At 63.7% G+C, this 25,224-nt stretch carries 27 protein-coding genes and 2 tRNA genes; 10 read left to right on the forward strand and 19 right to left on the reverse strand.

Going from position 1 to position 25,224, the window contains the following annotated elements; genetic code table 11:
* Positions 1-50: 50 nt before the first annotated feature.
* On the forward strand, positions 51-488 hold the full coding sequence (locus DIC66_RS02770) for a universal stress protein (RefSeq protein WP_117173773.1): 438 nt from the start codon (positions 51-53) through the stop codon (positions 486-488).
* Between the two features lie 45 nt (positions 489-533).
* Here the strand turns inward: DIC66_RS02770 and deoA are convergent, their stop codons facing one another.
* The 10 genes from deoA to DIC66_RS02820 form a co-directional block, all read right to left on the reverse strand.
* Complete coding sequence (gene deoA / locus DIC66_RS02775; protein WP_117173775.1) at positions 534-1,853, reverse strand: thymidine phosphorylase; 1,320 nt, start codon at positions 1,851-1,853, stop codon at positions 534-536.
* Between the two features lie 7 nt (positions 1,854-1,860).
* On the reverse strand, positions 1,861-2,649 hold the full coding sequence (deoC, locus tag DIC66_RS02780; RefSeq protein WP_199534644.1) for a deoxyribose-phosphate aldolase: 789 nt from the start codon (positions 2,647-2,649) through the stop codon (positions 1,861-1,863).
* 4 nt (positions 2,650-2,653) lie between these two features.
* Positions 2,654-3,460, reverse strand: a complete 807-nt coding sequence (locus DIC66_RS02785) for a purine-nucleoside phosphorylase (RefSeq protein ID WP_117173779.1) — start codon at positions 3,458-3,460, stop codon at positions 2,654-2,656.
* The gene (locus tag DIC66_RS02790; protein ID WP_117173781.1) at positions 3,457-3,897 is read right to left on the reverse strand and encodes a cytidine deaminase; all 441 of its coding nucleotides are present in this window, start codon (positions 3,895-3,897) and stop codon (positions 3,457-3,459) included. The genes DIC66_RS02785 and DIC66_RS02790 overlap by 4 nt, the downstream gene beginning before the upstream one ends.
* The gene (locus tag DIC66_RS02795) at positions 3,894-4,148 is read right to left on the reverse strand and encodes a DUF3079 domain-containing protein (RefSeq protein ID WP_117173783.1); all 255 of its coding nucleotides are present in this window, start codon (positions 4,146-4,148) and stop codon (positions 3,894-3,896) included. Before DIC66_RS02795 ends, DIC66_RS02790 begins: the two co-directional genes overlap by 4 nt.
* A 35-nt stretch (positions 4,149-4,183) precedes the next feature.
* Positions 4,184-4,858 (reverse strand): GntR family transcriptional regulator, encoded by a 675-nt coding sequence (locus tag DIC66_RS02800; RefSeq protein ID WP_117173785.1) that lies wholly within the window; start codon positions 4,856-4,858, stop codon positions 4,184-4,186.
* Positions 4,858-6,273 carry an aspartate aminotransferase family protein gene (locus DIC66_RS02805; protein WP_117173787.1) on the reverse strand — a complete coding sequence of 472 codons (1,416 nt, stop codon included), beginning with the start codon at positions 6,271-6,273 and terminating at the stop codon, positions 4,858-4,860. Before DIC66_RS02805 ends, DIC66_RS02800 begins: the two co-directional genes overlap by 1 nt.
* A 20-nt stretch (positions 6,274-6,293) precedes the next feature.
* Complete coding sequence (locus DIC66_RS02810) at positions 6,294-7,628, reverse strand: glutamine synthetase family protein (RefSeq protein ID WP_117173789.1); 1,335 nt, start codon at positions 7,626-7,628, stop codon at positions 6,294-6,296.
* A 103-nt stretch (positions 7,629-7,731) separates the two neighbouring features.
* Positions 7,732-8,139, reverse strand: coding sequence for a type II toxin-antitoxin system VapC family toxin (locus DIC66_RS02815; RefSeq protein WP_158558825.1), 408 nt, complete (start codon positions 8,137-8,139; stop codon positions 7,732-7,734).
* Positions 8,136-8,405, reverse strand: coding sequence for a type II toxin-antitoxin system Phd/YefM family antitoxin (locus DIC66_RS02820; RefSeq protein WP_117173792.1), 270 nt, complete (start codon positions 8,403-8,405; stop codon positions 8,136-8,138). The genes DIC66_RS02815 and DIC66_RS02820 overlap by 4 nt, the downstream gene beginning before the upstream one ends.
* Before the next feature lie 59 nt (positions 8,406-8,464).
* On the opposite strand from DIC66_RS02820, the gene DIC66_RS02825 reads away from it, so the two are divergent.
* From DIC66_RS02825 to DIC66_RS02850, 6 genes are read left to right on the forward strand one after another with little or no spacing between them, the layout of a single operon-like run.
* Positions 8,465-9,193, forward strand: coding sequence for an aldolase (locus tag DIC66_RS02825; protein WP_117173794.1), 729 nt, complete (start codon positions 8,465-8,467; stop codon positions 9,191-9,193).
* 48 nt (positions 9,194-9,241) lie between these two features.
* Positions 9,242-9,949 carry an energy-coupling factor ABC transporter ATP-binding protein gene (locus tag DIC66_RS02830; RefSeq protein WP_420820471.1) on the forward strand — a complete coding sequence of 236 codons (708 nt, stop codon included), beginning with the start codon at positions 9,242-9,244 and terminating at the stop codon, positions 9,947-9,949.
* Positions 9,950-9,965: 16 nt separating this feature from the next.
* Positions 9,966-10,559: a CbiQ family ECF transporter T component gene (locus DIC66_RS02835; RefSeq protein WP_117173798.1), complete on the forward strand. Its 594-nt coding sequence runs from the start codon at positions 9,966-9,968 to the stop codon at positions 10,557-10,559.
* 56 nt (positions 10,560-10,615) lie between these two features.
* Positions 10,616-11,185, forward strand: a complete 570-nt coding sequence (locus DIC66_RS02840; protein ID WP_117173800.1) for a biotin transporter BioY — start codon at positions 10,616-10,618, stop codon at positions 11,183-11,185.
* Positions 11,182-12,627 carry an AMP-binding protein gene (locus DIC66_RS02845; protein WP_117173802.1) on the forward strand — a complete coding sequence of 482 codons (1,446 nt, stop codon included), beginning with the start codon at positions 11,182-11,184 and terminating at the stop codon, positions 12,625-12,627. Before DIC66_RS02840 ends, DIC66_RS02845 begins: the two co-directional genes overlap by 4 nt.
* Positions 12,606-13,769, forward strand: coding sequence for a thiolase family protein (locus DIC66_RS02850; RefSeq protein WP_117174151.1), 1,164 nt, complete (start codon positions 12,606-12,608; stop codon positions 13,767-13,769). Before DIC66_RS02845 ends, DIC66_RS02850 begins: the two co-directional genes overlap by 22 nt.
* Positions 13,770-13,791: 22 nt before the next feature.
* On the opposite strand, the gene DIC66_RS02855 is transcribed toward DIC66_RS02850, so the two are convergent.
* From DIC66_RS02855 to uvrC, 9 genes are all read right to left on the reverse strand, one after another.
* On the reverse strand, positions 13,792-14,478 hold the full coding sequence (locus DIC66_RS02855) for a nitroreductase (RefSeq protein WP_117173804.1): 687 nt from the start codon (positions 14,476-14,478) through the stop codon (positions 13,792-13,794).
* Positions 14,475-16,070, reverse strand: a complete 1,596-nt coding sequence (locus tag DIC66_RS02860; protein ID WP_199534645.1) for a methyl-accepting chemotaxis protein — start codon at positions 16,068-16,070, stop codon at positions 14,475-14,477. The genes DIC66_RS02855 and DIC66_RS02860 overlap by 4 nt, the downstream gene beginning before the upstream one ends.
* Before the next feature lie 144 nt (positions 16,071-16,214).
* Positions 16,215-16,979, reverse strand: coding sequence for a ParA family protein (locus DIC66_RS02865; protein ID WP_117173805.1), 765 nt, complete (start codon positions 16,977-16,979; stop codon positions 16,215-16,217).
* Between the two features lie 86 nt (positions 16,980-17,065).
* Positions 17,066-17,141: transfer RNA gene (locus DIC66_RS02870), tRNA-His, on the reverse strand.
* Between the two features lie 32 nt (positions 17,142-17,173).
* The gene (locus DIC66_RS02875) at positions 17,174-19,108 is read right to left on the reverse strand and encodes a peptidylprolyl isomerase (RefSeq protein WP_117173807.1); all 1,935 of its coding nucleotides are present in this window, start codon (positions 19,106-19,108) and stop codon (positions 17,174-17,176) included.
* Positions 19,109-19,219: 111 nt separating this feature from the next.
* A tRNA-Val gene (locus DIC66_RS02880) sits at positions 19,220-19,295 on the reverse strand.
* A 16-nt stretch (positions 19,296-19,311) separates the two neighbouring features.
* Complete coding sequence (locus DIC66_RS02885; RefSeq protein WP_007874140.1) at positions 19,312-19,584, reverse strand: HU family DNA-binding protein; 273 nt, start codon at positions 19,582-19,584, stop codon at positions 19,312-19,314.
* Between the two features lie 168 nt (positions 19,585-19,752).
* Positions 19,753-20,328, reverse strand: coding sequence for a CDP-diacylglycerol--glycerol-3-phosphate 3-phosphatidyltransferase (pgsA, locus tag DIC66_RS02890; RefSeq protein ID WP_117173809.1), 576 nt, complete (start codon positions 20,326-20,328; stop codon positions 19,753-19,755).
* Between the two features lie 18 nt (positions 20,329-20,346).
* Positions 20,347-22,353, reverse strand: coding sequence for an excinuclease ABC subunit UvrC (gene uvrC, locus DIC66_RS02895; RefSeq protein WP_117173811.1), 2,007 nt, complete (start codon positions 22,351-22,353; stop codon positions 20,347-20,349).
* 31 nt (positions 22,354-22,384) lie between these two features.
* Between uvrC and earP the strand changes: the two genes are divergently transcribed.
* The 3 genes from earP (at position 22,385) to DIC66_RS02910 (ending at position 25,196) form a co-directional block, all read left to right on the forward strand.
* Positions 22,385-23,518: an elongation factor P maturation arginine rhamnosyltransferase EarP gene (earP, locus tag DIC66_RS02900; protein WP_117173813.1), complete on the forward strand. Its 1,134-nt coding sequence runs from the start codon at positions 22,385-22,387 to the stop codon at positions 23,516-23,518.
* Positions 23,519-23,641: 123 nt separating this feature from the next.
* Complete coding sequence (efp, locus tag DIC66_RS02905) at positions 23,642-24,196, forward strand: elongation factor P (protein ID WP_117173815.1); 555 nt, start codon at positions 23,642-23,644, stop codon at positions 24,194-24,196.
* A gap of 88 nt (positions 24,197-24,284) precedes the next feature.
* Positions 24,285-25,196 (forward strand): bestrophin family protein, encoded by a 912-nt coding sequence (locus tag DIC66_RS02910; RefSeq protein ID WP_117174155.1) that lies wholly within the window; start codon positions 24,285-24,287, stop codon positions 25,194-25,196.
* The last annotated feature ends 28 nt before the right edge of the window (positions 25,197-25,224 follow it).

Raw genomic sequence — 25,224 nt, forward strand, 5'->3', positions numbered from 1 at the left:
ATGGGGGTGGGTCCGCACTACGATGAATCTGCCAACCGGAGAAATACACCATGTACAAATGCATTGTTCTTGCATACGACGGCACAGAGGCCGGACAGCTTGCGCTGCTGGAAAGCCGGGAGCTGGCCCAGTGGAGCCAGGCGGTGGTGTGGCTGGTGGCAGTCATGCCCTCGCCCGCCAACCTGGCAGGTTATGACGGCAGCATCTACATCCCCGAAATTGCAGAGCGCGACAAGCAGCGTTTTCAGTCCATTCTGGAAGACGGCCTGCGCCGCATGACGGCCTCGGGTTACCAGGCCCAGGGCGAGTTGCTGATGGGCGAGTCCGTGCACCAGATCACCGAGTTCGCCCGCAAGGTAAAGGCCAATCTGATCGTGGTGGGCCACAAGCACCTGGAAAGCTGGGCCGCCCGCTGGTGGCGCGGCTCGGTGTCCAGCGCGCTGATTGAGCACGCGCACTGCAGCGTGCTGTGTGTGATTACGGAGTAAGCAGTTCACCTGCCGCCTTCTGGGCAGCACACGCCGGGTAGTGGTTCAGCTGGCCAGGCGCTCCAGCATCACCGCCTGTATGCCCACGGGGTCATCACCGATTGCGATGTGTTTCAGCAAGCTTTGAGCAGCCATGTCGGCCGACGCTGCATCAGCGGCGTGCACCACGGCCAGCACACTGCCGGGCTCTACTTTCTGGCCCACTGCCACGACCTCAGTCAGGCCAACGCGCGCATCGATGGTGTCGCTGGCCTGGTGCCGCCCTCCCCCCAGTTCAATCACCAGAAGGCCGATGTCACGCGTGGCCATGCTGTGCACCCAGCCTGCACGCGGCGCCAGTGTGTGCCGCAGCACCGGGGCTGCGCTCAGGTAGTGCGCCGGGCGTTCACAGAAGTCAGCCGGGCCGCCCAGTGCCTGCACCATGCGGGCAAAGCGTTCGAGTGCGGAGCCACTGGTCAGCACGCGGTCAACTTGCTGCAGGGCCTGGTCCATATCCGGCGCCAAGCCGCCCAGTTGCAAGAGCTCGGCACTCAGGGTGCGCGTCACCTCCAGCAGGCGGGGCTCCTGCTGTTCGCCTTTCAAGAAGGCAACGGCCTCCAGCACTTCCAGTGCGTTGCCGCAACTGTGGCCCAGCACCTGGTTCATGTCGGTGATCCAGGCGCGCGTGGGCAGGCCCGCGCCCTGGGCCACGCTGACCAGCGACTGCGCCAGCGTGCGGGCGTCCGCGATGCTGGCGGCAAACGCGCCGTTGCCGGTCTTCACATCCATCACCAAGACCTGCAGCCCGGCGGCCAGCTTCTTGGACAGAATGCTGGCGGTGATCAGCGCGGTGGACTCCACAGTGGCAGTGACATCGCGAATGGCGTACAGGCGCCTGTCGGCAGGGGCCACCTGGGCACTGGCACCTACGACGGCGCAGCCCGCCGTTCGCAGCGTGTGCAGCAGCTGCGCGGCGTCGGGCGCAATGCGGTAGCCGGGAATGCTTTCCATCTTGTCCAGCGTGCCGCCGGTATGGCCCAAGCCGCGCCCGGACACCATGGGCACAAAGCCACCACAAGCAGCCACGATGGGTGCGAGCATCAGGCTGACCTTGTCCCCCACACCACCGCTGGAGTGCTTGTCCAGAATCGGCCCGGGCAGTTGCGCGTGGCTCCAGTCCATCACCGTGCCGGAGCGCATCATGGCCTGCGTCAGTGCCACCGTCTCTGCCTGCGACATGCCTTTGAGCAGCATGGCCATGGCTAGCGCCGCGCACTGCCCTTCGCTCCAGGCGCCCGTGACCAGACCCGCCACAAAGTCTGCAATTTCCGCCTCGCTCAGGGCGTGGCCATCGCGTTTGCGGCGTATGGTTTCTTGGGCAAGCATGGGTGACTCAGTAGCTGCCTGCAGGTGCTGTTGCCGCCGGGCCCTCACCAGCCAGCACGGCTTCAATGTCTGCCAGCACGCTGCTGGCACCAATGCGAAAGCGCTGCGGCGTCAGGGCCTGCGGGCCCAGCAGTTCTTCGCACAAGGCGATGTACACGGCTGCATCGGCCACGGTACGTATGCCGCCCGAGGGCTTGAAGCCTACGCGTGCATGCGCAGCCGGGTCGGCAGCAATGGCGCCCAGCATCACGCGCGCGGCCTCGGGTGTGGCGCTGATGGCGGTCTTGCCGGTGCTGGTTTTCAGAAAATCAGCACCCGCCTCCAGGCTCAGGCGCGAGGCCCGCAGAATCAGCGCCGGGTCCAGCAGCACGCCGGTCTCCAGAATCACCTTTAGCCGCAGTCCCTCGCTGGCCCGGCGCACTGCCGCCAGCAACTTGGCTACCTCCGCATCGTGGCCGAGCAGCAGTTGCGCATAAGGCAGCACCACGTCCACCTCTTGCGCGCCGCTTTGCACGATCTCTCCCGCTTCGCGCACGGCCCGCTCCACATCGGCACTGCCGTCCGGGAAATTGGCCACCGCAGCCACGGCGATGTGGGGCGGCAACTGCCTGCGTGCAAAGCCGGCCAAGCGCGGCCAGACGCAGACCGCCGCCACCGGGCCAAAGCGGCTTTGGGCGCGCTGGCACAGCTGGGCAATATCGGCCTCGGTGTCTTGTGCGTTCAGGCTGGTGAGGTCCAGGCAGGACAGGGCCAGGCGCGCAGTGGCTGCCGGGTTGCTCAAGGGAGGTACGTTCATCGGTTCAATCCAGTTTCAAGTTGCCAATCACATGCGCCAGCACGGCGCTGGCCTGCACACCGGCCGCTGCTGCCTGGCTCAGGGTATGGGCATGGCTCAGCCGCTCGCCCGACAGCCCGGCGCCCATGTTGGTGATGAGGGACAGCGCCAGCACCCGCAAGGCCAGGTAGCGCGCCAGGATGGTCTCGGGCACGGTGCTCATGCCCACGGCATCGGCGCCCAGTTGGGCCAGCATGCGGATCTCGGCCGGGGTTTCGAACTGCGGGCCAAAGGCCCAGGCGTAGACGCCGGTGGCCAAGCTCACACCCTGCTCAGCAGCCAGCACCACAGCCTGCGCGCGCAGGGCTGGGTCATAGGCGTTCACCATGTCCACAAAGCGCTCGGCGCCGCCCAACCCTACCAGCGGTGAGCGCTGCGGCAGGTTGATATGGTCGCCCAGCGCCATCAGGCTGCCCGGCGGCAAGCTGCGGCGCAGGCTGCCTGCGGCATTGGTCTGCACCAGCACCTGGCAGCCCAAGGCCTGCAGCACCTGCAAGGGGACGTGCATGCCGTCCACCGCACCGGTCTCGTAGCCGTGTTGGCGCCCGCTCAGCACAGCCACAGTGTGGGCGCCGATTCGGCCCAGCCACAAGTCGCCGCCGTGCCCGGCCACACCCGGCTTGGGGAATCCTTGCAGGTCTGCATAGGCAATGCGAACCGGGTCTTGCATCAGCGCCGTCAAGCCGCCCCAGCCACTGCCCAAGACCACGGCGATGCGGGGCACCAGGCCCGGCGCGCGGGCAGCAATGGCGTCCCGTGCGGACTGCGTCATGGCTTGCGCAAATGGTCCGGCCCGAAGCTGTGCGGCAGCAGTTGCTCCAGGCTGTAGACAGGCCCCAGCGCCTCCACCGTGGCAGAGACAATCGGCATGTCAGGCTCGCCAAACTCGCGCAGCTTCTGGCGGCAACCACCACAAGGCGTGATCCAGGCGCCACCCGTGCCCACCACCAGCACACCGCGCACTTGGCGCGCACCGGACAGCACCAGGGCGCTGAGCGCACTGGCCTCGGCGCACCAGCCCTGGGGGTAAGCGGCGTTCTCCACATTGCAACCCGCATGGACCTGGCCGTGCTCATCCACAATGGCTGCGCCCACCGCGTAGCGCGAATACGGCGCATAGGCCCGGGCGTGTGCGGCACGTGCTGCTGCCCATAACTGCTCCAACACGGTGGAGGACAAAGGCACAGGTTCCACAGGCAAAGCGCTCATGGGTTCAAGGCGGGTGCGAGGGTTGCGGCACTGCTTACAGAACGGGCTGGCGAACCGGCTGGCGTGGGCGCATCGGGCGCCACAAAATCACTGCCCCAGTCCATCCAGTCCTTGCCAAACAGCTCCACCGGATGCTGGGTGCGGTCCGAACCGTTGCCGCACATCATGTCGTCGGCCGAGCAGTACTTGTCACAACCCCAGCACAGGCGCTCGGGGTTGGCAGGGTGGATGGGAAAACGCTTCTTCGTCATGGCCGGATTCTGCGCCCAAGTGCCGGGCCCGCGGCCTACTTTCGGCGCAGGAATTGACCTGCCACAAAGATGTCCCTCTCAATGGCGCGGCGCACGGCCGCGCTGTCACGGCGTTCCAGTGCGCGCATCACATCGCTGTGCGCGTCGTTCAGGCAGGCCAAGGGCTCGGGCGTGTCAAACAGCTGGTTGGAAATCGGCCCGGCCTTGAGCCAGAGTTTGTCTATCAACTCAAACAAAAGGGGCGAGCCGGCAGCGCGGTACAGCAACACGTGGAAGTCTTCATTGGCCGCCAGGTAGTCTGTGGCGTCGCCCTTTTCAAGCGCCTGCGCCATGCGCTCGCACAGGGCGCGCAGGGTGGCGGTTTGCGCGGCGTCCAGGCGCAGGCTGCCGCGTTCGGCAGCCTCGCCTTCGAGCAGCATGCGCATCTGCAGCAGGTCGTCAAATTCGGGCGTGGAGAGCACGGGCAGGGTCACGCCGGCGTTGGGCACATTGAGGAGTGCGCCCTCGGCGGCCAGGCGCTGCAGGGCGGCGCGCACGGGCATCTGGCCCACGCCCAGGTCGGCGGCCACGTTGCGAATTTTCAGGCGCTCGCCGGGCAGAAAGCGGCCTACCGTGATCCACTGACGCAGGGTCTGGTAGACCGTGTCTTGCTGGGTGGTGGTGACTGCTATGTCATCTACAGCCTGCCCTGCAGTGCGCTGGCTGCCCATCACCGGCACGCCGTCAAAAAGCCGTCCACCGCGCCAATCAGGCGCGCCACATCCGCATCGGTGGTGTCGGGGCAGACCAGCATCATGTTGTGAAACGGCGTGATCAGCACCTCGCGGTTGAGCAGGTACAGGTGGATGGCGTGCTCCAGCTCGGCATTCATGGCCAGGCCGGCCTCGGTGCCGTTGACGGGTGGCACAGCGCAGAACTGGAACTCCACCCTGGCGCCCACCTGCGTCACGCACCAGGGCACGCCGTGGCGCGTCACCACGGCCTGCAGGCCGGAAGCGAGACAACCCGCCAGCGCCTGCATGGGAGCAAACACTTCGGGCGTCATCAGATGGGTCAGCGTGGCGCGTATGGCCGCCATGGCCAGCAAATTGGCGGTGAGCGTGGTGCCAATGCCCGAGTGCCCGGGCGGCGCGTTGCGCTTGGCGGCCACCACACGTTCTGCCAGCTCAGCGGTAAAACCATAGGCGGCACACGGCATGCCGCCGCCCAGTGGCTTGCCCACCACGATGGCATCCGCCTGCAGACCGTGCGCCTGCGCATAGCCGCCGGGGCCGCTGCTGATGGTGTGGGTCTCGTCCAGCACCAGCATGGCGCCGTGCTTGCGGATAAGCGCCTGCGCCTGCTCCCAAAAGCCGGGCTGCGGCAGCACCATGCCGATATTGGTCATCACCGGCTCAGCCAGCACACAGGCCACATCACCAGGGGCCAAGGCAGCCTCCAGAGCAGCCAGGTCGTTGAACTCCACCACACGGGTGTGGGCAGTCAGGTCATGCACCTGGCCCAGCAGACTGTCGCGTTGCACCGGTTTGCCATCCACCAGATCAACAAACACATCTTCCACCGTGCCGTGGTAGCAGCCGTTGAACACCAGCAGCACCGAGCGACCGGTGGCGGCGCGCATCCAGCGCAGCACAAATCGGTTGGCGTCGGTGGCCGTCATGGCGAACTGCCACATCGGCAGGCCAAGCCGCGCGGCCAGCAGCTCGGCCACCACCGCGCCATCGTCATTGGGCAGCATGGTGGTCAGGCCCAGGGCAGCCTGGCGTTGCAGGGCTTTTGTGACTACAGGCGGCGCGTGGCCAAACATGGCGCCGGTGTCGCCCAGGCAAAAGTCGGCCAAGCGGTGGCCATCCACATCCAGCAGATGGGCGCCCTGCGCACTGGCCACCTGCAGGGCGAAGGGTGTGCCCCAGTCGTTCATCCAGTGCAGGGGCACACCAAACAGCAGGTGCTCCGCGGCGCGCGCTGACTGGGCCTGTGACTTGGGGTTGCGACGGATGTAGCTGGCGCGCTCACGCAGCAGCAGGGCCTGCAGGGCCCGCGTGGATATGCCGCCCAGTGTCAGTGCCGGACTGTCGGCCGCGGCTTGCGGTGCGGCGGTGGGAATTGTTGAATCTTTCTTCATGTTGTGGTGCCTCCCTTGCCCTACACCAGCAGCAACAAATGCTCACGCTCCCAGGAGCTGATGACGCGGTTGTAGGTGGCGTACTCCAGCTCTTTCACAGCGCAGAATGCGTCCACAAAGGCGGCGCCCAGAATCTCGCGCATGGGCGCACAGCTGCGCATGGCGTTGATGGCGTCCTCCAGATTGCGCGGCAGCTCGTGGCTGACGTTCCAGGCGCTGTCGGTGGTGGGGCTGGAGGCCTGCAGGTTCTCGCACATGCCGATGTAGCCACAGGCCAGTGTGGCGGCCATGGCCAGGTAGGGGTTCACGTCCACACCGGGCACTCGGTTCTCCACCCGGCGCGCATCCGGCCCGGACTTGGGCACGCGGATGCCGCAGGTGCGGTTGTCATTGCCCCAGCGCACATTGATGGGCGCCGACATAAAGGGCGACAGGCGCCGGTACGAGTTCACATAGGGCGCAAACATAGGCATGAGCTGCGGGATGTAGGTCTGCAGCCCGGCAATGTAGTTACCAAACAGCGGCGTCTCGCTGCCGTCTGCGTTGCTGAAGATGTTCTGGCCCGCCACATCGGTAATGCTCTGGTGGATGTGCATGGCGCTGCCCGGCTCCTGCTCCATGGGCTTGGCCATGAAGGTGGCAAAAATGCCGTGGCGCAGCGCCGTCTCACGCACCGTGCGCTTGAACAGAAACACCCGGTCCGCCAGGTCCATGGGCTCGCCGTGCGAGAAGTTGATTTCCATCTGGCCGGGGCCGGCCTCGTGGATCAGTGTCTCCACGCCCAGTCGGTGCTGGCTGCAAAAGGAACTCAGCTCCATGAAGAAGGGGTCGAAGTCATTCACCGCGTCAATCGAATAGCTCTGGCGCCCGGCCTCGGGCTTGCCGGTGCGCCCCAGTGGCGGCTGCAGCGGCTCATGCGGGTTCATTTGCCGCGCCACCAGGTAGAACTCCATCTCGGGCGCCACCACCGGCTTCCAGCCCTTGTCGGCATAGAGCTTGAGCACCCGGCGCAGCACGCCGCGCGGTGCCAGCGCCACGGGCGAGCCGTCCCACTCCTGGCAATCATGAATCACCACCGCCACCGGCTCGGCCGCCCAGGGCACCACGCGCACCGTGGCCGCATCGGGCACGCACACCATGTCGGGGTCGGTGTCGCCCACATAGGGGCCGTTGTCGGGCTGCTGGCCGTTCACCGTGTTGAGCAGCACGCTCTTGGGCAAACGCATCTGGCCCTCGGCCAGAAACAGATCACGCGGCAGGATCTTGCCGCGTGCTATGCCGGTCATGTCGGGGATGACGCACTCCACTTCGTGGATGCGGTGGGCTATCAAAAATTCTGCGAGGGATGGGGTCATGGGAGGCCTTTGGGATGGCTGCCATGATACGGCAATCACTCATTTGTGATCACAAATTTTCATTTATAGGTACACAATGATGTCCAAAATCAGTGCTGTGATCTCAAACTTGCAGCACGTGCAAACCGGCCACGCGCTGGAAGGCTCCATCTCCCGTCACAAAAACATGGTCATTCCCAAGCTGAAGGCAACAGGCAGCTTGCAAGCAATCTGGAGTCTTCAATCCATGGGTCGCTCGGATCTGCGCGGCCAGCTCCACCACGGTCTGTGTCAGTTCCACCCATACCAAATCTGGCAGCGCAAAGAAGCTGTCATAGCGTTGCAAGAGCCCTGTGTCATTGGACTTCATCGGCCCCACCCGACACTCCAGCCAGCTGAGCCTGCTCAGGCTAAGCTGCAAACCGGGATATGCCAAGTTCAGGCCAACAAGTGCAGAACGCACCTGGCTGGCAAACGGCTCCTTGCCCTCGGTCTGGTAGATAAGGGCGTTGGCGTCCAGAAAAGCAATCACCAGCTGCGCTCGGCTTGCAGGTCTGCATCAATGGCTGCGCGGCTCCGGCTGCCGGTGCTGGGCTGCGCGATCAGCCATTCCAGCGCGGTCATGCCCGGCAGATGTGGGGCATGCTGTGCGACAAGGCGCTGGTACTCGTCCTCCGACAATATGACAGCAGCCCTCTTGTTGCGTTTGACAACGTGCGTGGGGCCCAGGCGCAGGTGATCCGTGATGGCAGCCATGCCTCGGCGCTTGATTTCCGAAATGGTAATGGTGTTTTCCATGCTGAACTCCTGATGTATGTGAATAATACCAACGTAGGTACGATTCACCGCCAACCCCCATGACCACACAGCACCAGCAAGACTTCAACTCCGCGTCCGTTACCCAACTGCGCACCGACCTGGCGCTGGCCCTGCGCGCTGCGGCCTTCCACGGCCTGGCCGAGGGCGTTTGCAACCACTTCAGTGTGGAGTTGCCCGACCAGTCCGGCCGCTTTCTGCTCAACCCGCGCGGCCTGCTGTGGGAGGAGGTGCAGGCCGATGACATTGTGCTGATCGACGTGCACGGCAACATCCTGGCCGGGCGCCATGCGGTGGAGCCTACGGCCATGTACATCCACGCGGCCATCCACCGTATTGCCGGCAAGGCCTGCGTACTGCACACCCACATGCCCCATGCCACGGCACTCACGCTGACCGCTCGGCGCGCGCTGGACACCTGCCTGTCGCAAAACGCCATGCGCTTCCATGGCCGCGTGGCAGCGGACGCGCACTACAACGGCCTGGCACTGGATGCCGCCGAGGGCGAGCGCATTGCCCACGCCATGCAGGGCGCAGATGTAGTGTTCCTGGGCAACCACGGCGTGGTGGTTTGCGGACAGCGCCTCGACTACGCCTATGACGATCTGTATTACCTGGAGCGCGCCTGCTGCGTGCAGGTGCTGGCGCAGAGCACGGGCCAGCCCCTGTTGCCGGTGGCGCGGCCACTGGCGCAGAAGGTGATGGAGCAGACCCTGAGCGAGCGACTGCAGTCCGAGCTGTTCTTTGAAGCCCTGCGTCGCAAGCTCTGACCTTGCGGCATGCCAGTCTGCGCGAACTGGCGTGCGAAAATGGGCCGGATGCTCACCATCCAAGACGTCACGCTGGTGCGTGGTAGCCACACTGTCTTCAGCGCCCTCTCCCTGAATCTGGCAGAGCCGCGCATTGGCCTGATTGGCGACAACGGCGCGGGAAAGAGCAGCCTGTTTCGCATGGTCTGTGGCCTGGACCTTCCGCGCGTGGGCAGCGTGCAGGTGCACGGCCTGCCCGCCCACGAGGTCAGCGCCAAGCGCCCCGGCCTGGTGGGCATGCTGTTCCAGAACCCGGATGACCAGATCATCTTCCCCACCGTAGAGGAAGAGCTGGCCCTGAGCCTGAGCCCCAGCGGCATGCCACGCCGCGAAGCCATTGGGCATGCCCGCAGCTTCTTGCAGACCCGGCAACTCGCCCACTGGGGTGCGCGCAGCATCAGCAGCCTGAGCCAGGGGCAACGCCAGCATGTGTGCTGGCTGGCGTTGCTCATTGCAGCACCCCAGCTGCTGCTGCTGGACGAACCTTATGCCAGCCTGGACCTGCCCGGCCAGGCCCGGCTGACCCAGGACATTGCACAAGCGAGCCAGCAGGTGATTGTGTCCACCCATGCGCTGGACCACGTGCGCGGCTTTGGGCGTGTGCTCTGGCTGGACCAGGGCGCCGTGCGCGCCGACGGACCGGGCCACAGCGTGTGCGCGGCCTACCAGGCGGATGTGGCCACGCGTTCTGCCCTGCCCGCCCCAGCGCTCCAGTAGTCCGCCAAGCAGCACCATGGGAAGCCTCTACAGCGAACACCGCACCTGGCTGCACGCCGTGCCAGCCGCCTGGAAGCTGCTGCTGTTTGCCCTGCTGGGCACGCTGCAATATTTCTTCACCAGCATCGCCCTCCTGGGTGGCAGTGCACTGCTGTGCGGCCTGCTGTTTGCATCGCTGGGCCGCGCCATCTATCCGGCCCGCAAGCTGGTGCTGTCCGTGGCCATTGCGGCCTTGTTGATCCTGGCTTTTCATAGCTACCTGCAGCAGCCCCAGGTCGGCGTGGTCAGCGGCCTGCGGCTGCTGAGTGCCTCGCTGCTGGGCATAGCCCTGACCCTGACCAGCCGCAGCAGCGAACTGCTGGACGTGTTCGAGCAGTGGCTGCATCCCCTGCAGCGCTTTGGCCTGCGCACCGAACGCTTTGCCCTGCAGCTGGCCATGATGCTGCGCTTTACCGAGCACTTCTTTGTACTGTGGAAACGACTGGACGACGCGCACCGCCTGCGCACCGGCAAGCCCGGCGGCCTGCGCCTGCTGGCACCCCTGACCATCCAGATGCTGCTCGCGGCGCGCCGGGTAGCAGATACACTCGAATTGCGCTTGGGCGAGTGAAAGCGGCTTCGCCCGTTCACCACCCTCACACCTTTTCAACTGACCCACTTGTTTCTATGAAGTCTTCCCGCTCCCTGGCCCTCGTCTCCCTGTTTGCCGCACTCATGGCCGTCTTCGGCCTGATCCCCAAGATCGACCTGCCCCTGGGCGTGCCCATCACCCTGCAGACACTGGGCGTGATGCTGGCCGGGTGCCTGCTGGGCCCGCGCCGTGGCCTGCAGGCCATGCTGCTGTTTCTGGCGGCCGTGGCCCTGGGTCTGCCCCTGCTGTCGGGTGGGCGCGGCGGCTTCGGTGTATTCCTGGCACCGTCCGCTGGTTACCTGCTGGCCTGGCCGGTGGGCGCCTGGGTTACCGGCATGCTGATGTCCGCGCTGCCGGGCAGCACGCCACGCGGCACGGCTCTCAGCGCCTTCCTGGCTTCGGCTGTGGGTGGCCTGCTGACCGTGCATGTGTTTGGCGTGATTGGCCTGGTCAACATCGCCCACCTGAGCTGGACCCAGGCCTTCTTTGGTACGCTGGTGTTTGTGCCCGGCGACCTGATCAAGTGCGGTGTCTGCGCCCTGGTGGTTCACACCGTGGCACGCGGTCTGCCCGACTGGCACTTTGGAGGCCGCGCCCTGAAATGAGCCCCGACCCGACGGTCGACCTGGTTCATGCGCCCATCGCGCAGTGGGCGCAATCCCATGGCAGTGCAAGCGCCATTCGCAGCGGCACCACCAGCCTGAGTTTTGCCCAACTGCAGCAGCACCTCACGCAGCGCGCGCAGACACTGCAGGCTGCCCAGGCACCGGACAGCGTAGCCGTGAATCTGGGACTGCCGGTGGCGCAGCGCCTGGTCGATTTTCTGGGCATCATCGCCAGCGGCCGTTGTGCCGTCGTGGGGGACCCGGACTGGCCGCCAGCGGTACGCAACGCGGTGTTTGCTGCCCTGCCCACGCAGGCCGCCAACCCGCCTGCAGCCCAACCCACCACCCCGTTTTATGTGGGCTACACCTCCGGCAGCACCGGCACACCCAAGGGCTACCGACGCCACCACCAGTCCTGGACCGAGAGCTTCAAGGCCTGTGTGGACGCCTTTGGCCCGGATGCGGCCCGCTGCGTGCTGGTGCCCGGGCGCGATTCGCAGTCGCTGTTTCTGTTTGGCATGCTGCTGGGCCTGTGGACTGGCGGCGGCGTGGAGGTGCAGGAGCAGTTCTCCGCCACTGCAGCTCTTGACACCTTGCGCTCTGGCCGCACGCCTTGCCTGGTAGCAGTGCCCAGCCAGTTGCTGATGCTGCTGGAGGTGGCCCGGCACCAGCAGGCGCGGCCGATTGAGGCCGTGCGCCTGATCCTCATCAGCGGCGCGCGCTGGATGCGCCAGCGCACGGCGGAGTTGCGCGCGCTGTTTCCCTGTGCCCGCATCATCGAGTTTTATGGTGCCTCGGAAACCAGCTTTATCGCCTGGATGGACACCGAGGAAGACGCACCCGCAGCCGTCGTCGGCAAGCCCTTCTCCAATGTGGCGCTGCAGATCCGCGAGCCACAAGTCGAAGACGGTGCCGGGCTGATCTATGTGCAAAGCCCCATGCTGTTCATGGACTACGTGGGTGGCGCCGAGGATGCCACCGCCGCGCTGCGCGACGGCGACTGGCTCTGTGTGCGCGACCTGGGCTATCTGGATGCACAAGGGCGACTGTGTGTGGTGGGCCGGCAAAACCGCATGGTCGTGACGCTGGGCAAAAACCTGTTCCCGGAAGAGGTGGAGTCGGTGCTGGAGCGCCACCCGGAGATTGCCAGCGCATCGGTGCACGGCGTGCCGGACGCGCTGCGCGGCCTGCAGGTGGTGGCGATCCTGCGCTGGGTAGAGGGCACCGAGGCAAGGTCGTCAAAGCGCCCCGATGCGCTGGCCCTCAAGGCCTGGTGTCGGCAGCATCTGGAGGGCTTCAAGATCCCGCGCAAATTCTTCACCTGCGCCGACTGGCGTTTCACAACCAGTGGCAAGACCGACCACCGCGCGCTGGCCCGCGGCCTGCTGCAAGCCGATCAGCCCACACCCAGCGAGGCGCCATGCCTGAGCACCCTGCCCTGATCGCGGCCTGGGCGCGCAGCGCCGTGGCACCGCATGGCGGCGCTTTTCGTAGCCTGCAGCCGCACCAGATCGCGGTGCCCGTGATCGCAGCCCTGCTGCAACGCGCAGGCCTGCAGGCGCAGGCTGTGGACGCCCTGGTGGTGGGCAATGCCCTGGGCGCTGGCGGCAACCCGGCGCGCATGCTGGCGCTCGCCTCTGGTCTGCCGCAGCGCTGCGCCAGCTACTCCGTGGACACGCAATGCTGCTCCGGCCTGGACGCCGTAACCCTGGCCGTAGGCCTGCTGGCGTCTGGCCAGGCGCAGGTGGTGATTGCGGGTGGTGTGGAAGCCTGGAGCCGCGCGCCCATACGCCAGCACCGCCCCCTGCAGGCCGGTGAGCCCGCAGTGGCCTATGAGCGCCCGGCCTTTGCGCCCGACCCCACGCAGGACCCGGACCTGCTGGAATCTGCCGCCCACTATGCGGCGCTGCAGGGCATCACCCGCTTGGAGCAGGATGCCTATGCGGTGCAAAGCCACGAACGTGCCGTGGCACATCAGCATGAACTGGCAGAGGAAATCGTTGAAGTCCTGGGTATCTCGCACGACCCCTACCCCCGACCCCTCAGCCAGGAAAAAGCTGCACGCATGCCGGTGGCTGCGCACTCCCACATGGCACACCCGACGCAGGACTGTGCGGTCAGCAGCCTGGCCATCTCGGCCCGTGCCGACGGTGCGGCTTTTGTGCTGCTGGCAACGCGCCAGGCCTGCCAGGCATTGGGCCTGCAGCCACGCGCGGTCTGGCTGGCCTCAAGCTCGGTGGGTGCGGACCCGGCCATGCCCCTGCTGGCGGCGGAGCAAGCCGCGCGCGCCGTGCTTCAGCGAGCCGGGCTGGCCTCGGCAACAGACATCGCAGCCATCGAACTGCACGATGCCTTTGCGGTGCAAGGCCTGGACTTTTGCAAGGCCCTGGGCCTTGACACTGCACGCATCAACCGGCGCGGTGGTGGCATTGCGCGCGGTCACCCCATAGGCGCATCGGGCGCGATGGCACTGGTACGGCTGCTGGCAGACCTGCAGCGCGACGAGACTGCAGGCGCCAAGGGTATGACGGCAATAGCCGGTGCGGGTGGCATAGGCGCAGCCGCCATCGTCCGGCGGCTGTGAAACGCCGCGCCCGAACGGCAGCTCAACCCACCACGCGAAAGAAATCGTCCAGTTCGCAGCGCTCGGTCACGGTCTGGTTCACCGGAGCCAGAGGGTCGGCATAGCCCAACGCCATGCCGCACACAATGGTGCTGTCGGTCTCCAGACCCAGGTGGCGGCGCACCAGGCCGGGGTAGGACGCCAGCGCGCCTATGGCACAGGTGGAAAGGCCGCAGGACTGGGCCGCCAGCATCAGCCCATACAGCGCCATGCCCAGATCCATATAGCCGCCGCTGCCGAAATCGCTGCGGATGGTGACTACCAGCGCCACGGGCGCCTCAAAGAAGCAGAAGTTGCGCTCAAACTGCTGGTCCCGCGCGCCGCGGTCCTCCCGCGCTATGCCCAGTGCGCCATAGAGTGCGCGGGCCGCAGCCACCTGGCGGCGGCGCAGTACGCCAGGCATGGGCTTGGGAAAGTAAGCGTAGTCTTCCACCTCCTGCTGCCCTGCCTTGAAGGCTGCAATCAGCTCAGCGGACAAACGGGCCCTGGCATCACCCTGCACGGCAATAAAGGAGCCGGGTTGCAGGTTGGCACCGCTGGGCGCCTGCCGGGCCGTGCGCAGCACTTGCTGCAGCAAAACATCTGGCACTGGCGCGGCGCTGTAAGCGCGCACCGAGCGGCGCTGGCTGGAGAGAAGGAAAAAAGAATCCGGGTTGGGTGGCGTCGTCACTGCAGCATGGTAACGCGGGTACGCCCCAGTGCCAGACCTGCGGACTGGCCACCTTCCAGCTGGAACACCGCCACCGTGTCCACCAGCTCCCGCGCCTGGGACTTGAGGCTGCTGGCAGCGGCCGCCATTTCTTCCACCAGGGCGGCGTTTTGCTGGGTGGCCTGGTCCATCTGGGTTACGGCCTCTCCCACCTGGGCCACGCCCATGGCCTGCTCATTGCTGGCCGCGCTGATCTCGCCCATCAGGTCGGTCACGCGTTTGATGGAGCCCACCACCTCGCTCATGGTCTCACGGGCTTTTTCAACCTGTGCGCTGCCCTGCTCTACGCGCTCCACGCTGGCGCCAATCAGGCTCTTGATTTCGCGGGCTGCCTCGGCACTGCGTCCGGCCAGCGATCGCACCTCGGACGCCACCACGGCAAAGCCGCGGCCCTGGTCGCCCGCACGCGCGGCTTCCACTGCAGCATTAAGCGCCAGGATATTGGTCTGGAAGGCAATGCCGTCAATCACGCCGATGATGTCGGCAATCTTGCGTGACGATTCATTGATGCCCTTCATGGTGTCCACCACCTGGGCCACCACCTCGCCACCCTGCACGGCCACCGTGGAGGCACTCATTGCCAACTGGTTGGCCTGCCGCGCACCATCCGAATTCTGTTTGACGGTGGCACCGAGCTGCTCCATGGAGGCCGCGGTTTGCTCCAGCGCGCTGGCCTGCTGTTCGGTGCGGGCGCTCAGGTCGTTGTTGCCTTGGGCAATTTCAGCCGAAGCCGTGGCCACGCTTTCCGAGCCATAGCGCACATGCGTCACGGTCTTGATCAGGCTGGCCTGCATCTCCTGCAGGGAGCGCAGCATGTCGGCTGCCTCGTCTTTTCCGGTGCTGTGAATCTGCCCGGTCAGGTCACCCGCAGAGATGTGCTGTGCATGCAGGGTCGCCGAGCGGATCGGCTCCACAATGGAGCGGCTGAGCATGTAGCCCAAAAACCCGCCAACCAGCAAAGCCAGCACACCGCCACCTATCAAAATCTGGCGTCCGGTCTCTGCCTTTGCTTCGGCCACAGCTAGGCTACTTTCGAATAGCTCCTCCTGGCGCTGGTCCAGCTTGGCAATGGAGTCAATGTACACATCGGCCAATGGCTTCAGGTCTTTGCCCAGGGACTCCAGCACATCCTCACCCGCCGCTTTTCTTTTGAGCAGCTCCGCACGGGGCTTGCGGTAGTCTTCGCGGGCGGCATCAATCTTTGCCAGCAGGGCTTTGCCTTCTTCGGACTGCACCAGGTCAATCAGGCGTTTGCGGATGGTGTCTATGCGCGCGGAGGTCTTGTCCATTTCGGGCTTCCACACCTTGCTGGCTTCGGCGTTGGCATCGCGCAGTATGGCCTCGGTGCGCACCCAGTTCATCTCGGTAGTTTGACGCCACTCCTGGGCCAGCTTCGTTTTTTCGCTGTCGATGGTGCCCATGACACGGGTGGTGCCAGCGAGTTCCTGGAGTCGCCAGTAGCCAACCCCCACCATGACCAGCAGCAGCGCCAGCATGACGCCCATAACCAGGCTGATACGAAAGCCGATGCGCATCTTCTGCAGAGTGTTCATTTTTGTCTTCCTTCGCCACGCACCGCCGGGTATGTCATCCAGCGGCGTTGTCTTGTTTATGGCGTAAGTATGCGCCTGCGTGAGCCAGGCAAAAGTGAAAACATCGCTGAATTTTTGGCGCAGTTGCGGCCGGACCCGGCCCGCTCAGCCAATCGCGTCGTGCAATTCACACAAGGCCAGCGTGAGCTTGTGGTTGGGGTCCAGGTACACCATGGGCAGGGATTGCTCATGGGACTCGCGGATGCGCACCGACGACGGCAAATACGGTTGCAGCACCGGCAGGCCCTCGGCAATCAGTTCGCTCACCATGCGCTGGGGCAGGTTGGCACGTGGCTGGAACTGGTTGACCACGATGCCCTTCACTTCCAGGTCCGGGTTGTGGTCGGCGCGGATCTCCGCCACGTTCTCCAGCAGCGTGTAGAGCGCCTTGCGCGAGAAGTCGTCACAGTCAAACGGAATCAGGCAGCCGCTGGCGCCAATCAGGGCCGAGCGGGTGTAGAAGTTCAGCGCCGGTGGCGTGTCGATATAGATGCGATCGAAGTCTTCAGCGAGTTGCTCCAGCGCCTCGCGCAGCTTGAAGATCTTCTGGCGCGACTCCAGCTTGGTCTGCAACTCGTTGAGCTCGGGGTTGGAGGCCATCAGGCGCAGGCCTTCAAAGGGAGTGTCCACCACAAAGTCGGATGCCACCATGGGCTTGAAGCTGTAGCTCAGGCACCATTCAAAAAAGCCGCCCACGTCGGGTTGGTCGTCGGTGGCGCTGTCACCCATCAGGTAGCTGCTGGAGTTGCCCTGAGGGTCCAGGTCAATCACCAGTGTGCGCAGGCCCTGACTGGCGCTGATGGCGGCCAGGTTGCAGGTAATGGTGGATTTGCCCACGCCACCCTTTTGGTTGAATACAACAAGCGCCATCGTCCATGTCTCCTGTACTGAGCAAACCCGTTCGGGCAAAAAAAATCCAGTGCCACCTTGCGATGACACTGGAATATTCTATTTTCTGGGGTGGCTGATGGGGCTCGAACCCACGACAACAGGAATCACAATCCTGGACTCTACCAACTGAGCTACAGCCACCGTAGGAGGCAGATTATAACCTGCCAAAACCCTTATTCTGCGACTGGCGGCAGATTCAATCCATTTACTGGCTTGGCCACCGTGATCTGGGCCTTGTAACGCTTCTTCAGCACTTCGTAGTAGGCCTGGTTCTCTGCACTGGCCACCCATTGGGCGTATTGCGCGCGCTCCTGCTTGGCCTGGCCCTCAGCGGGTGCATTGCGTTCCATGACCTTGTTGATGCGCACCACAGCATACCCCTGGCTGCCCAGATCCACACCCACCCAGGCTGGCAGCTTGGCGGTGTCGGCGTGCATGGCCTGGTCCATCACGGCGGGGGGCACGGCCTGTGTTTGCTGGTCACGTGACACCACCACCGCAGCAGCCAGTTTGGCAGCATCGGGCTGCGCGGTCCAGGCCTGGAGCTTGGCGGCGCCGTCCTTCTTCGCCAAATCGGCTGAGCGGGTTGCGATCAGTCGATCGCGCACGGCCGTACGCACATCATTCAACGGCAACACACGGGCCGGTGCGTACTGCGTGACGCGCGCAGACACCAATTGGTTGGGGCCGATTTCAATGGCTTCGGTATTGCGCTTCTTCTCCACCGAGTCAGGATTGAAAACCGCCGTCAGCAATTTGGCATTGGCCAGTGCGCCCTTGGCATCGGGCAGCGGCCTGCGCTGCACGTTGCTGGCGGTCTTGATTTCGAGCTTGAGCTTTTCTGCAACCGACTTGTAGGTGTCGGACTGCTCGTAGACAGCATTGGTGAAGGTGTCGGCCAGTTCGGCGTATTTGCGCTGGGCCTGTTGGCTGCGCAGGTCGGCCTCGATGGTGGGCTTTACTTCTTCAAAGGTCTTTTGCTTGGGGGCCTTGATGTCCACCAGTTTGATGATGTGGTAGCCAAAGTCGGACTCCACCAGGTCACTGATGTCACCCTTCTTCATGGCGAAAGCCGCATCTTCAAAGGGCTTGACCATGGCGCCACGGCCAAAGAAGTCCAAGTCGCCACCGCTGGGCGCAGAGCCACCGTCCTGTGAATTTTTGCGGGCTACATCGGCAAAGCTGTCGGGTGCCTTGCGCACCTGTGCCAGCAAGGCCTCGGCCTTCTCCTTGGCCTTGGCGCGGTCGGCTGCAGGCATGTCCTTGGGTGCGTTGATCAGAATGTGGCTGGCGCGGCGTTCTTCCTTGCCGCTCAGGCGTGCCACGTTTTGTTCGTAATAGGACTTGAGCTCTTCTTCGTTGACCGTGATGGACTTCTTCACGCTGTCCAGGTCCAACACCACATACTCAAGGGTGGCGGACTCGGGCGCCTGAAACTGCTTTTGGTTGGCCTGGTAATAGGCCTCCATTTCAGCGTCGGTGGGGCTGACCTGGGCCTTGTAGTCGGCGGGCAGGAAGGTAGCAACCTGCAGCTCACGGCGCTCGAAGAAAGCGTTGAGCGCCACATTGGCCTGGCCTGCGGGCGCCAGCGCGGTGCTGGTGATGCCACCTTCGACCTGGCGCAGCGCCAGGTCTTTGCGTACACGGGCTTCAAAACCTTCGGGTGTCAGGCCTTGGGCTGCGGCCAACTGGCGGTAACGCTCCATGTCCAGTGTGCCGTCGGGCTTGCGCAGGGAGGCAATGGTCGGGTTCTGCTGCAACTCACGGGCCAGGCGTGCATCGGTGCTGGCAAAGTGGGAATCTGCCGCAGCGTCGGCAAGCACGTGCTCGCGCACCAGGCGCTCCAGCGTGACGTAGCGGGCTTCGGGCGAATCCAGCAGCTTCGGGTCCACATTGGGCTGGCTGCTGCGCACGCGGTCGACTTCACTCTTGTGGGTGGCGTCCCACTGGTCTTGCTTGACGGAAAAGCTGCCCACCTTGGCCACGGTGGCACCGCCCGCACCCTGGCCCTTGAAGCCGTCAATGCCCACCAGCACAAAGGCCGGAATGATCAGCAAGAACATGAGGAACATCATGATCTTCGTGTGCTTGCGAACAAAATCGAACATGCGCTTATCTCTCCATCAATTCAACAAAACTGTGTCGGCAAACTTGCATTCAAGTCAGCGTTCACTGCAACAAAAAAGGCGAACAAACTTGTTCGCCTTTGCTTGGGTGGGTGGTGGGTGATGACGGGCTCGAACCGCCGACCTACGCCGTGTAAAGGCGCCGCTCTACCAACTGAGCTAATCACCCCACAGATACAACAAACTCAGTTCAACGCATCTTTCAATGCCTTGCCTGGACGGAACTTGGGAACCTTGGCTGCCTTGATTTTAATCGCATCGCCGGTGCGCGGGTTGCGACCGGTGCGGGCGGCACGCTTTCCAACAGCAAAAGTTCCAAATCCTACGAGAGAAACCGAGCCACCTTTTTTCAGGGTTGTCTTCACGGCACCTATGGTTGACTCCAGCGCGCGGGTGGCAGCAGCTTTGGAGATATCAGCATGTTTTGCAATGTGTTCAATTAATTCAGTTTTATTCACAAAGGCCCCTTGTATGAATGCGATGTTGCTTGAAATGGTTCTCGTAGGACGCGGGCTTCAACAGCGACTGCGGCTTCGTATGATTAAAGCTACAGGACAATTCCGTGTCAATACGCCATGCAACATTTACTGCAGTGCGGACGCGAATTCTAATGGCTTTTACAGCCCTCATCTCGCTCTGGCGCGAATTTCCGGAAGTGCTTTTTGCAGGTAGTAAACCATGGACCACACCGTGAGTACTGCAGCCACCCAAATCAGTGCCATGCCCCACAGGTGGGTGTTGACCATGCCGAACAACACACCATCAAAGAGCAGGAACGGGATAGCCACCATTTGCACCACCGTCTTGATCTTGCCGATCATGTGCACAGCAACGCTCTTGGAAGCACCGATCTGTGCCATCCATTCGCGCAAGGCAGAGATGGCAATCTCGCGCCCGATGATGATGAGTGCCACAAATACATCGGTGCGCTGCAGATGCACCAGTACCAGCACGCAGGCGCACACCAGGAATTTGTCGGCTACGGGGTCAAGGAAGGCACCGAAAGAGGACGACTGGTTAAGCTTTCGCGCCAGGTAACCATCCAGCCAATCGGTCAGCGCAAACACCACAAACATGATGGTGGCCGCCAGGTTTTTTTCGCCCGCTGGCAGCATGGCGTCGGGCAGGTAAAACACCCCCACGATGAAAGGTATCGCGACGATGCGCGCCCAGGTCATGATGGTGGGAATGGTCCAGAACATGGCGCAATTGTGGCATGCCTAATGCAGCGCCCTGTAGATATCTTCGGCCAGTTCGCGCGAGATGCCCTCTACTGTTGCAATGTCCTCGGCACTGGCCAGGGCCACACCGCGCACACCGCCAAAACGCTGCAACAGTTTGGCGCGACGCTTGGGGCCAATGCCGGGAATTTCTTCCAGCTTGCCACCGCCCACACGCACCTTGGCACGCGCAGCGCGCATGCCGGTGATGGCAAAGCGGTGCGCTTCATCACGTATCTGCGCCACCAGCATCAGGGCAGCCGAATCGGCACCCAGATAGACCTTGTCGCGGCCATCGGCAAACACCAGTTCTTCCAGGCCGACCTTGCGGCCCTCGCCCTTTTCCACGCCCACGATCAGGGACAGGTCCAGGCCCAGCGCTACAAACACCTCGCGCGCCATGGACACCTGTCCTTTGCCACCGTCTACCAGCACCAGGTCCGGCAGGCGGCCGGTGCCTGCGGGCACGGTGCCGCTGTGCTTGGCCTCGTTCAGGGCTTCGGCCAGTTTGCTGTAGCGGCGCGTGAGCACCTGGCGCATGGCGGCGTAGTCATCACCGGGCGTGATGCCGTCGATGTTGTAACGGCGGTATTCGGCGTTCTGCATCTTGTGGTGGTGAAACACCACGCAGGAGGCCTGGGTGTTTTCACCCGCCGTGTGGGAAATGTCGAAGCATTCGATGCGCAACTCTTCCAGGTTCTCCACCGCCAAGTCCAAGGCTTCAGCCAATGCACGGGTGCGCGCCTGTTGCGAGCCTTCTTCGGCCAGCAGGCGCGCGAGTTGCAGGCCCGCATTGGTTTGCGCCATGTCCAGCCAGGCGCGGCGCTGCTCGCGCGGCTGGTGAATGGCTGAAACCTTGACACCGATCTGCTCAGACAGGGCCTGCAGCAAATCCTTGCCCACCGGGTCGCTGACCACCAGCACCGAGGGCATGGGCACATCGATGTAGTGCTGGGCCAAGAAGGCCTCCAGCACCTGCACCTCCACACTGGGCCGCAGTGCGCCCTCGCCCTCCTCGGTGTCTTCCAGACCCACTGCCTCTTCCACATGCGTGGGAAAGTAAGGCCGGTCCCCCAGGTGACGGCCGCCGCGCACCATGGCCAGGTTCACGCAGGCTTTGCCGCCCTGCACTTTCACGGCCAGGATGTCCACATCGCGGTCCGAGACGTTGTCCACCGACTGCTGGTGCAGCACATTGGAGAGCGCTGCCACCTGGTTTCGGATTTCTGCGGCCTGCTCGAACTCCAGTTTGTCGGCGTGCGCCATCATGCGCAGCTCCAGTTCCTGCATGACCTCGCGCGCGTCGCCGCGCAGGAAGCGCTCGGCATTGGCCACGTCTTCGGCATAGTCGGCGGCATTGATATGGCCCACGCAGGGCGCCGAGCAGCGCTTGATCTGGTAGAGCAAACAGGGCCGCGTGCGGTTGCTGAACACCGGGTCTTCGCAGGTACGCAGGCGAAATACTTTTTGCATCAGCAAAATCGCTTCCTTGACCGCCCAGGCACTGGGGTACGGGCCAAAGTAGCGGTGCTTTTTCTCCACACCGCCGCGGTAATACGAGACGCGGGCAAACGCATTCGGGTTGGGCACCATGCGCACCGTAGACCTTGGGCCCGGCGCCTCAGCGGCGATGGCCGCGGCCTCTGCTGCAAGGTGTTTGGCTGTAGGTGCCTGGCCCGACATCTTCAGATAGGGATAGCTCTTGTCGTCCCGAAACAGGATGTTGTATTTGGGGTTGAGCGTCTTGATCAGGTTGTTTTCCAGCAGCAGCGCTTCGGCTTCACTGCGCACCACCGTGGTCTCCAGCCGCACGATCTTGCTCACCATGTGGCCGATGCGGGTGCCGCCATGGTTCTTCTGGAAGTAGCTCGACACCCGTTTTTTGAGGTTGATGGCCTTTCCCACGTACAGCACCTGGCCCTGGGCGTCAAAGTAGCGGTACACGCCAGGCAGGGGCGGCAGGGCTGCTACGTCACGCAGGAGGTCTTCGGAATGCTCAGGAATCATAGGCTCGTATTGTCCATGGACAATAGTGACCATGCTCTGGGATATCTTTTGCCGCGTGATCGACAACTATGGCGACATAGGCGTGAGTTGGCGCCTGTGCGCCGACATGGCCGCGCGCGGTGAGCAGGTGCGCCTGTGGGTGGACGATGCCAGTGCGCTGCAGTGGATGGCACCAGGCGCAGCAGAGGGGCTTTGGCCCGGCGTGCACGTGCTGGACTGGGCGCCTAGCGGTGACAAGGCTGTGCTGGCTACTTTGCCCACCGCCGATGTCTGGATAGAAACCTTTGGCTGCGAGATTGCGCCCGCCTTTATCGCCCATTTCGCGCATGCCACGGCCGAGAGAGGTACCAGGCAGCCGGTGTGGATCAACCTGGAGTACCTGTCGGCCGAACCTTATGTGGAACGCAGCCACGGCCTCCTCTCCCCTGTGATGCAGGGCCCGGCCAAGGGCTGGCACAAATTCTTTTTCTACCCCGGCTTTACCGAGCTCACCGGCTCTCTATTGCGCGAGCCGGGTCTGATGCAGGAGATGGCTCTCCATGCCGATGCCAAGCTGCGCGCAGACTTTTTTACCCGTATCGGCGTGAGGCCTGAGGCGGCCACACAGGACGAGCGTCTGGTGTCCCTGTTCTGCTATGAGCCACCCCTGCTGCAAGCCCTGCTGGACCAACTGGCTGTGTGCGACACGCCCGTGCACCTGCTGGTCACAGCGGGCCGCGCCACCCATGCGGTGCAGGCCTTGTGGGGCCAGCAGACCCTGCGTGGTTCATTGCGCATCGACTACCTGCCCGCGCTGACCCAAAAAGAATTCGACCAGTTGCTCTGGCACTGCGATATCAACTTCGTGCGGGGCGAAGACTCGGTGGTGCGCGCCCTCTGGGCTGGCAAACCCTTTGTCTGGCACATCTACCCGCAGGATGACCTGGCCCACGCCGCCAAGCTGGAAGCCTTTATGCAGCAGATGCAGTGGGGGCAGTCCGTGTGCCACTTGCACCGGGCCTGGAATGGCCTGCTGCCTACGGGCCGGCAGGACCCGGCCCTGTTGCCATTGTCAAAGGAAGCTCTGGGGCAATGGCAACAGGAAGTGCAGGCTGCGCGTGCGCGGCTGCTCAAATTGGACGACCTGTGCAGCCAGCTGGTCCAATTCGCGTTGAAAAACCGTTAAAATACAAGGCTTTGCTGATCCTGCCTGGTAATTCCTGGGCGGCAAATCACGCCCCGCCGCGGAATGCGGCATACCTCTAGCTGATGGCCCGTGGCCTGCAGCTGCAACTGCTACCAGACATTTATGAAAATCGCTCAAGAAATCCGCGCCGGTAATGTGATCATGCACGGCAAGGACCCCATGGTCGTTCTGAAAACCGAATACAGCCGCGGTGGCCGCAACTCCGCCACCGTGCGCATGAAGCTCAAGAGCCTGATTGCCAACTTCGGCACCGAAGTCGTGTTCAAGGCCGACGACAAGATGGATCAGGTCATTCTGGACAAGAAGGATTGCACCTACTCCTACTTTGCCGACCCCATGTATGTGTGCATGGACAGCGAGTTCAACCAGTACGAAGTCGAAGCCGAAAACATGGGCGACGCACTGAACTACCTGGAAGACGGCATGGAACTCGAAGTGGTGTTCTATGACGGCAAGGCCATCTCGGTCGAACTGCCCACCGGCGTGGTGCGAGAAATCACCTGGACCGAGCCCGCCGTCAAGGGCGATACCTCCGGCAAGGTGCTCAAGCCCGCCAAGATCGCCACCGGTTTCGAAATCGGCGCGCCAATCTTTGTGGCCCAGGGCGACAAGGTCGAAATCGACACCCGCACCGGCGAATACCGCAAGCGCGTCTAACCCACGCGAGCGCTGGAACCTATAAGCCCCGGACTCTGATGGCCCCACCTTGGTGGGGCTTTTTTTTGCCTTTAACTTTGCCTTCACCGTGATCATTCGTCCCCGCCCCCATTGGATTCGCCTGCTGCTGGTTCGCAGAGGGTCCCTGGTGCACCGCATTTACGGCCAACAGTTGTTTATCTTCGCCCTGTCCTGCGCCGTGGTGGCCGCACACGGCCAGCTGTTCCTTTGGAAGGTCACGCTCACGGCCAGCCCCTTTTCGCTGATGGGCGTGTCCTTTGCCATCTTTCTGGGCTTTCGCATCAACGCCAGCTACGACCGCTTCTGGGAGGCGCGCAAGCACTGGGGAAGCGTGCTGGTGGATGCACGCAACCTGACGCGCCAGGCCCTGAGCGCCATTGCGCCGCAGCGGGAAGTCCGGCCCTTTGTACTGGGGCTGATCGGCTTTGCCAGCACCATGCGCAACCAGTTGCGCGGCCAAGCCGCCACTGCCCACACCGAAGGGCTGCTGCCCGAGGACCTGCGTGCACGCTTGGTGGGCGCCCGTTCGGCCCCCACTTTGGTGCTGCTGTGGCTGGGGCAGTGGCTGCGCGCCAGCCGCGAGGCCCAGCAACTCGAACCCGTGATTGCCCACAAGATGGAAAACTCGCTCGATGGCCTGTCGCTGGCCCTGGGCAGTTGCGAGCGCATTGCCAACACGCCCCTGCCCTTTGCCTACTCGGTGATTCTGCACCGCAGTGTCTACCTGTATTGCGCGCTGCTGCCCTTTGGCCTGGTGGACACCATTGGCCTGATGACACCGCTGGTGGTGAGCTTTGTGTCCTACACCTTCTTCGCCCTGGAAGCCCTGAGCGACGAAATCGAAAACCCGTTCGGAGTGGAGCCCAACGACCTGGCCCTGGACGCCATGGTTTCAGGCATCAATGCCAGCCTGCGCGAGATGCTGGGCGAAGTGCCGCCACCCGCACCTCTGCCCGATGCCAACTTTGTGCTGACCTGAGGCACAACCGGTCGGGCCTGATTGCGCC

Source organism: Rhodoferax lacus, assembly GCF_003415675.1.
GTDB classification, from domain to species: domain Bacteria; phylum Pseudomonadota; class Gammaproteobacteria; order Burkholderiales; family Burkholderiaceae_C; genus Allorhodoferax; species Allorhodoferax lacus.